This window comes from Ramlibacter sp., from assembly GCF_035706265.1.
Lineage (GTDB): Bacteria > Pseudomonadota > Gammaproteobacteria > Burkholderiales > Burkholderiaceae_C > Ramlibacter.
In genome coordinates this window covers 1-6,441 of record NZ_DASSVG010000504.1, presented here as the reverse complement: position 1 = coordinate 6,441, position 6,441 = coordinate 1, and the positions used below count along the sequence as shown (strand labels likewise).

Here is a 6,441-nt window from a genome sequence, read left to right as displayed (position 1 = left end):
TGCCCGGCGCGAGGTCGAAGGCCTGGAAGGCGAGGCCGGCGCCCCAGGTGTTGTCCAGCGCGCAGGTCACGCCCTTGCGGCGGCAGATGCGCACCAGCTCGGGCAGGTCCGGGAACTCCATCGTCACGGAGCCCGGCGCTTCCAGCCACACGAGCCTGGTGTTCGGCCCGATGCGCGCCTCCAGGTCGGCCGGCTTCAGCGGGTCGTAGAGCTGGTGCGTGATGCCCCAGCCCTTGAACTCGCCTTCGGCCAGGGCGCGGCTGGGGCCGTAGACGTTGTCCGGCAGCAGCACCTCGTCGCCCGCCTTCAGCAGCGTCATGCCGACGTTGGCGATGGCCGCCAGGCCGCTGGGCACCAGCACGCACTGCAGGCCGCCTTCCAGCGTGGCGATGCGTTCCTCGAGCTGGAAGGTGGTGGGCGTGCCGTGCAGCCCGTAGGTGTAGCCGTTCTTGTGCCGCCAGTCGCGCGCCCGCAGCGCCGCGGTGTTGGCAAAGAGGACGGTGGAGGCCTTGAAGACCCCCGGCTGCGGCGCACTGAAGCCGGCGGGGGGCTGGTAGGGATGGTGGATGAGGTCGGTGACCGGCTTCGTCATGCGCCGATGCTAACCGGGGTCATGAAGACAAACTACCGGACGCAAAGGACGCGAAAGATACGCAAAGGACGCAAAACGACAGCCCTCCAAGGAAAGGATTCCTTTGCGTCCTTTGCGTACCCTTTGCGCCCTTTGCGTCCGGCTGTTGGCTGTTCTGTTCGAAGCGGGTCCTCAGACCTTCCACTTCTCCAGCAGCTTCTCCGGGCGCAGCGCGTCGTAGGTCTCGAAGGGCTGGTGGATCCAGGGGTTGGTGGACAGGTAGTCGACCGAGTAGTCGGGGGTGAACTTGGAGATGCCCTTGGTCCAGATCACCGCGGTGCGCAGCTCGGTGATCGCGGGGTACTTGCTGCGCAGCATGTCCACCACCCGGTGCAGCGTGAGGCCCGAGTCCGCCAGGTCGTCCACCAGCAGCACGCGGCCGGCGATCTCGCCGCGGGGCGTGGTGATGTAGTGGGCGATGTCCAGGTGGCCCTGCACCGTGCCGGCCTCGGCGCGGTAGGAGCTGGTCGACATGATCGCCAGCGGCACGTCGAAGATGCGCGAGAGGATGTCGCCCGGCCGCATGCCGCCGCGGGCGAGGCACAGGATGGTGTCGAACTGCCAGCCCGACTGGTACACCTTCAGTGCGAGCTTCTCGCACAGGTTGTGGTACTCGTCGTAGCTCACGTACAGGTGCTTGCCGTCTTCCGTCAGCATCGGGGGTCCTCGGTCAGTCCGCCAGGTAGGGGTGGCGCATCATGATGGTGTGGTCGCGGTCGGCGCCGGTCGAGATGATATCGACCGGCACGCCCGTGACGTGCTCGATGCGCTGCAGGTACAGGCGCGCGTTCACCGGCAGCTTGTCGAACTGCGTCACGCCCACGGTCGATTCGCTCCAGCCTTCCAGCGTCTCGTACACCGGCTTGCAGCGCGCGATCTCGTCGGCGCCCAGCGGCAGGATGTCGACGTGCTGGCCATCGAGCTCGTAGCCGGTGCACAGCTGCAATTCCTTCAGGCCGTCGAGCACGTCGAGCTTGGTGATGCACAGGCCCGACAGGCCGTTGACCTGGGCGCTGCGCTTCAGCAGCGCCGCGTCGAACCAGCCGCAGCGGCGCGAGCGCCCCGTCGTCACGCCCTTCTCCGCCCCCACCGTGGAGAGGTGGTAGCCCACGGTGCCGGGCGTCTGCCAGTCCAGCTCGGTCGGGAACGGGCCGCCGCCCACGCGCGTGCAGTAGGCCTTGGTGATGCCCAGGATGTAGTGCAGCATGCCCGGGCCCACGCCCGCGCCCGCGGCGGCGTTGCCGGCCACGCAGTTGCTGGAGGTGACGTACGGATAGGTGCCGTGGTCGACGTCGAGCAGCGTGCCCTGGGCGCCTTCGAACAGCAGGTTGTCGCCGTGCAGGTGCGCCTCGTTCAGCTCGCGCGAGACGTCGGCCATCATGGGACGCAGCTGCTCGCCGTGCGCGAGCGCCTCGTCCAGCACCTGCTGGTAGTCGAGCGCCTTGGCGCCCAGGTACTGCGTGAGCACGAAGTTGTGCAGCTCCAGCAGTTCCTTCAGCTTCACCGCGAAGCGCTCGGGATGCTTCAGGTCCTGCACGCGCAGCGCGCGGCGGGCGATCTTGTCCTCGTAGGCCGGGCCGATGCCGCGGCCGGTGGTGCCGATCTTCTCGGTGCCGCCCTGCTCGCGCTTCGTCTCGCGCGCCAGGTCCAGCGCGGCGTGGAAGGGCAGGATCAGCGGGCAGGCCTCGCTGATGCGCAGGCGCGAGCGCACCTCGACGCCGGCCTTCTCGAGGCCCGCGATTTCCTCCAGCAGCTTCGCCGTGGACAGCACCACGCCGTTGCCGATGTAGCACTTGACGCCCGGACGCATGATGCCGCTGGGGATCAGGTGCAGCGCCGTCTTCACGCCGTTGATCACCAGCGTGTGGCCGGCGTTGTGGCCGCCCTGGAAACGGACCACGCCCTGGGCCATCTCGGTGAGCCAGTCCACCAGCTTGCCCTTGCCTTCGTCGCCCCACTGGGTGCCGACCACGACCACATTGCGGCCCTTCGTCTTGATCATGACTTCGCTCTTGCGGAAAAGATTCGTTGGGAAGGAGTTCAGAGGGCGCGCACGGCCCAGCGGCCGGCGGCATCGCGCGCCAGCTCGCGGTCGCAGTGGAACTCGTCCACCTCGCTCTCGTGGCCCGGCAGCACGCAGACCACCGTCTCGCCCTGGCTGCGCAGCTGCGCGATGGCGCCGCGCAGTTCGGAGGCGTCCGGACCGGCATCCAGCCAAGGCGCGCGGATCGCCGCCTTGAGCGGGCGCCCGGCGGCCACGCCGACCAGCTCGCGCACGTCGAGGCTGAAGCCGACGGCGGGGCGGTTGCGGCCGAACACGGCGCCGACTTCGTCGTAGCGGCCGCCGCGCACCAGCGCGTCGCTGGCGCCCGGCGTGTAGATGCCGAAGCGCATGCCGCTGTAGTAGGCATAGCCGCGCAGGTCCGCCAGGTCGTAGCGCATCTTCGCGCCCTCGACGTGGCCGCTGATCCAGCGCAGGTGCTGCAGCGCCTGCTGCATCAGGGGGGAGTCGGGCAGCACGCGCGCCGCCTCGTCCAGCACCTGCACGTCGCCGTACAGGTTGATCAGGGCCAGCAGGCCCTGGCGGGCGGCGGGCGGGAAGTCGCGCGTCAGCGCCGCGAGCTCGGTCGAATCCTTGGTGGCCAGCGCCGCGTGCACGCGCGCCAGCCGCTGCTCGCCCAGGCCCAGGCCGGCCAGCAGCGAGCGCACGATGCGCGCATCGGCCATGTCCACGGTGAGCGGGGCGACGCGGGTGGCCTTGAGGCAGTCCAGCGCCAGCAGCAGCGCCTCGAGGTCGGCCTCGAGGCCGGCGTGGCCGTAGATCTCGGCGCCGAACTGCAGCGGCTCGCGCGTGGCGTGCGGGCGGTCGGGGCGGGTGTGCAGCACCGGGCCGCAGTAGCACAGGCGCGCCACGCCCTGGCGGTTCAGCAGGTGGGCGTCGATGCGGGCCACCTGCGGCGTGGTGTCGGCGCGCAGGCCCAGCATGCGCCCGGAGAGCTGGTCCACCAGCTTGAAGGTCTGCAGGTCGAGCGCCTCGCCGGTGCCCGTGAGCAGCGACTCCAGGTGCTCCAGCATGGGCGGCATCACCAGCTCGTAGCCGTAGCCACGAGCGGTGTCGAGCAGTTCGCGGCGGAGTTCCTCGATGTGCCGGGCCTCGGAAGGCAACACATCGGCGATGTGATCCGGCAGGACCCAGGCAGACATGGAATGCGGGGCTGTTAAAAACGTGATTCTACCGGGGTCGGGAACCCTCACCCCCGCCCTCTCCCGCAAGCGGGAGAAGGAGCCCTCAGAGGACGAGCCAGAGCAGGATCAACCCCAGCAGGATGCTGGTGAGGCCGAAGAAGCGCAGCTGGCCGTCGCGCAGCTGCATCAGCTTGAGGAAGGTCTGCCGCCAGCCTCCCGGCGAGAGGAAGGGGAACAGCCCTTCCAGCACCAGCATCAGCGCCAGCGCGGCCCAGAAGACATCGGTGTCCACCAGGCTCAGCGGGGTGCGCCCGCCCCGGCGCCGGAGAGGCCGCCGCGGAAGGTGCGGAAGAACTCCGTGCCGCTGGGATCCAGCACCATCACGTCGCCCTTCTTGTTGAAGCTCGCCTTGTACGCCTCGAGGCTGCGGTAGAACTGCGCGAACTGCGGGTCGCGCCCGAAGCCTTCGGCGTAGATCGACGCGGCCTGCGCGTCGCCCTCGCCCTTGACCTTCTGCGCGTCGCGGTAGGCATTGGCCACCGTCACCTCGCGCTGGCGGTCGGCGTCGGCGCGGATCTTCTCGCCCTCGGCGGCGCCGGTGGAGCGCAGCTCGTTGGCCACGCGCTTGCGCTCAGCTTCCATGCGGCGGTAGACCGATTCCGTGATCGCCTCGACGTAGTCGGCGCGCGTGATGCGCACGTCCACCACGTCCACGCCCCAGGGCTTGGTGCCCTTGACGGCCTCCAGCACCTCGCGCTTCACGTCCGCCATCAGCTGCTCGCGCCGGGCCGACAGCAGCTCGCGCACGGTGAAGCGGTTCACCTCCTCCTGGAAGGCGTTGCGCACCACGCGATTGAGCTGGTTGGCGCCGGCGGCTTCGTCGAGGCCCACGTTGCGGATGTAGGCCAGCGGATCGGTGACGCGCCAGCGCACGTACCAGTCGATCACCACGCGCTGCTTCTCCGCGGTCAGCATGGGCTCGGTGTCCACGCTGTCCAGCGTCAGCAGGCGCTTGTCGATGTAGCTCACGCTCTGGAACGGCGGCGGCAGCTTGAATTTCAGGCCCGGCTCGCTGATCACGTCCTTGACCTGGCCGAAGGCATAGACCACGCCGAACTGGCGCTGGTCCACCACGAACAGCATGGAGCTGAGCAGCGCCAGCAGCACCAGCAGCGAGGAAACGATGAAACCGATGCGATTCATTCCGGCCTCCGCCGAGCCGCCTCAAGGAGGCCGGACGCCCCCTCGGGGGGCAGCGAGTACACGTAGTGACGAGTGTGGGGGTGCATGTTCAACGGCTCTCCCGCTCGCGGCTGCGCGCGTTGTCGCGCGTGCGTGCGTCGGTGGTGGAGTTGGAAGACGGCGGGCCGGAAGCGGGCGAAGGCTGCGGCACCGCGTTCTCGTGCTGCTGCTGCGGCGCGGCGGCGCCACCGGCGGCCACCTGCTGCATGATCTTGTCCAGCGGCAGGAACAGCATGTTGCCGCCCTGGCGCGACTCCACCAGCACCTTGGTGACGTTGCCGTAGATCTGCTGCATCGATTCGAGGTACAGCCGGTCGCGCGTGACCTGCGGCGCGCGCTGGTATTCGGCCAGCAGCAGCTTGAAGCGCTGGGAATCGCCTTGTGCCTGCGCCACGATGCGCGCCTTGTAGCCCTCGGCCTCCTGCTGCAGGCGCGAGGCGGCGCCGACGGCGCGCGGGATCACGTCGTTGGCATAGGCCTGGGCTTCGTTCTTGGCCCGCTCGCGCTCCTGGCCGGCACGCAGCACGTCGTCGAAGGCCGACTGCACCTGCTCGGGCGGGCGCACGCCGCCTTGCTGCAGGTTGATGCCGACCACCTCGACGCCGATCTGGTAGCGGTCCAGGATCTGCTGCATCAGTGTGCGCACGCGCGGGGCGATCTGGTCGCGCTCCTCGGCGAGCGCCAGGTCCATCTTCATCTTGCCCACCACCTCGCGCACCGAGGTCTCGGCGGCCTGCACCACGGCCTCCTGCGGGTTCTTGCTGTTGAACAGCCAGGCGCGGGCGTCGTTCAGGCGGTACTGCACGGCGAACTTGATCTCGACGATGTTCTCGTCCTCGGTCAGCATCGCCGATTCCTTCAGGCCAGTAGCGCGGATCACGTTGTCGCGGCCGACGTCGACCGAGCGGATCTGCGTCACGTAGACCACTTCGTGGCGCTCGATCGGATACGGCAGCCGCCAGTTGAAGCCGGCGCCGACGGTGGCGTGATAACGGCCGAAGCGCGTGATCACGGCCTGCTGGCCTTCCTGGACGATGAAGATGCCGGTGGCCAGCCAGATCAGGACCACGACGATCGCGATCAGGCCGGCGCCCACGCCGGCGCTCTTCATGTCCGGCTGGAAGTTGCCGCCGTTGCCGCCACCGCCGAAGCCGCCGCCGCGCCGGCCGCCGAACAGGCCACCGAGCTTGCGGTTGAAATCGCGCCACAGCTCGTCGAGGTCGGGCGGGCCCTGGTTGGGGCCCGTGCCGTCATTGCGGTCGCGGTCGCGGTCGTTGTTCTTGTTGTCTTCGCCGCGGCCCCAGCGGGGATCGTTCAGGTTGAATACGCCCCGGATGCGGCCCAGCCACCCCGAAGGGCCCAGGCTGCGGAAAAGAAGCTTC

Annotated in this window: 7 protein-coding genes; all 7 read right to left on the bottom strand. The window is 69.1% G+C overall.

All coding sequences use genetic code 11. The features are described from left to right. On the bottom strand, window positions 1–592 hold a 592-nt coding region (locus tag VFM98_RS18050), incomplete at its 3' end, for a PLP-dependent transferase (RefSeq protein ID WP_325111285.1). Between the two features lie 171 nt (window positions 593–763). Further along, window positions 764–1,288, bottom strand: a complete 525-nt coding sequence (locus VFM98_RS18045) for a phosphoribosyltransferase (RefSeq protein WP_325111284.1) — start codon at window positions 1,286–1,288, stop codon at window positions 764–766. A gap of 13 nt (window positions 1,289–1,301) precedes the next feature. Then, window positions 1,302–2,633: an adenylosuccinate synthase gene (locus VFM98_RS18040; protein WP_325111283.1), complete on the bottom strand. Its 1,332-nt coding sequence runs from the start codon at window positions 2,631–2,633 to the stop codon at window positions 1,302–1,304. Between the two features lie 38 nt (window positions 2,634–2,671). Beyond that, window positions 2,672–3,835, bottom strand: coding sequence for an ATP phosphoribosyltransferase regulatory subunit (locus VFM98_RS18035; RefSeq protein WP_325111282.1), 1,164 nt, complete (start codon window positions 3,833–3,835; stop codon window positions 2,672–2,674). Window positions 3,836–3,920: 85 nt separating this feature from the next. Then, window positions 3,921–4,109: a DUF2065 domain-containing protein gene (locus VFM98_RS18030; RefSeq protein ID WP_325111281.1), complete on the bottom strand. Its 189-nt coding sequence runs from the start codon at window positions 4,107–4,109 to the stop codon at window positions 3,921–3,923. 5 nt (window positions 4,110–4,114) lie between these two features. Continuing rightward, window positions 4,115–5,020 carry a protease modulator HflC gene (gene hflC / locus VFM98_RS18025; protein WP_325111280.1) on the bottom strand — a complete coding sequence of 302 codons (906 nt, stop codon included), beginning with the start codon at window positions 5,018–5,020 and terminating at the stop codon, window positions 4,115–4,117. 88 nt (window positions 5,021–5,108) lie between these two features. Further along, on the bottom strand, window positions 5,109–6,422 hold the full coding sequence (gene hflK / locus VFM98_RS18020) for an FtsH protease activity modulator HflK (RefSeq protein WP_325111286.1): 1,314 nt from the start codon (window positions 6,420–6,422) through the stop codon (window positions 5,109–5,111). Window positions 6,423–6,441 lie beyond the last annotated feature (19 nt).

What these genes read in the sequence shown, in the direction of transcription:
- VFM98_RS18045 (WP_325111284.1), bottom strand. Translation starts at nt 1,288, where the DNA reads ATGCTGACGGAAGACGGCAAGCACCTGTACGTGAGCTACGACGAGTAC.
- VFM98_RS18040 (WP_325111283.1), bottom strand. Translation starts at nt 2,633, where the DNA reads ATGATCAAGACGAAGGGCCGCAATGTGGTCGTGGTCGGCACCCAGTGG.
- hflC (WP_325111280.1), bottom strand. Translation starts at nt 5,020, where the DNA reads ATGAATCGCATCGGTTTCATCGTTTCCTCGCTGCTGGTGCTGCTGGCG.
- VFM98_RS18035 (WP_325111282.1), bottom strand. Translation starts at nt 3,835, where the DNA reads ATGTCTGCCTGGGTCCTGCCGGATCACATCGCCGATGTGTTGCCTTCC.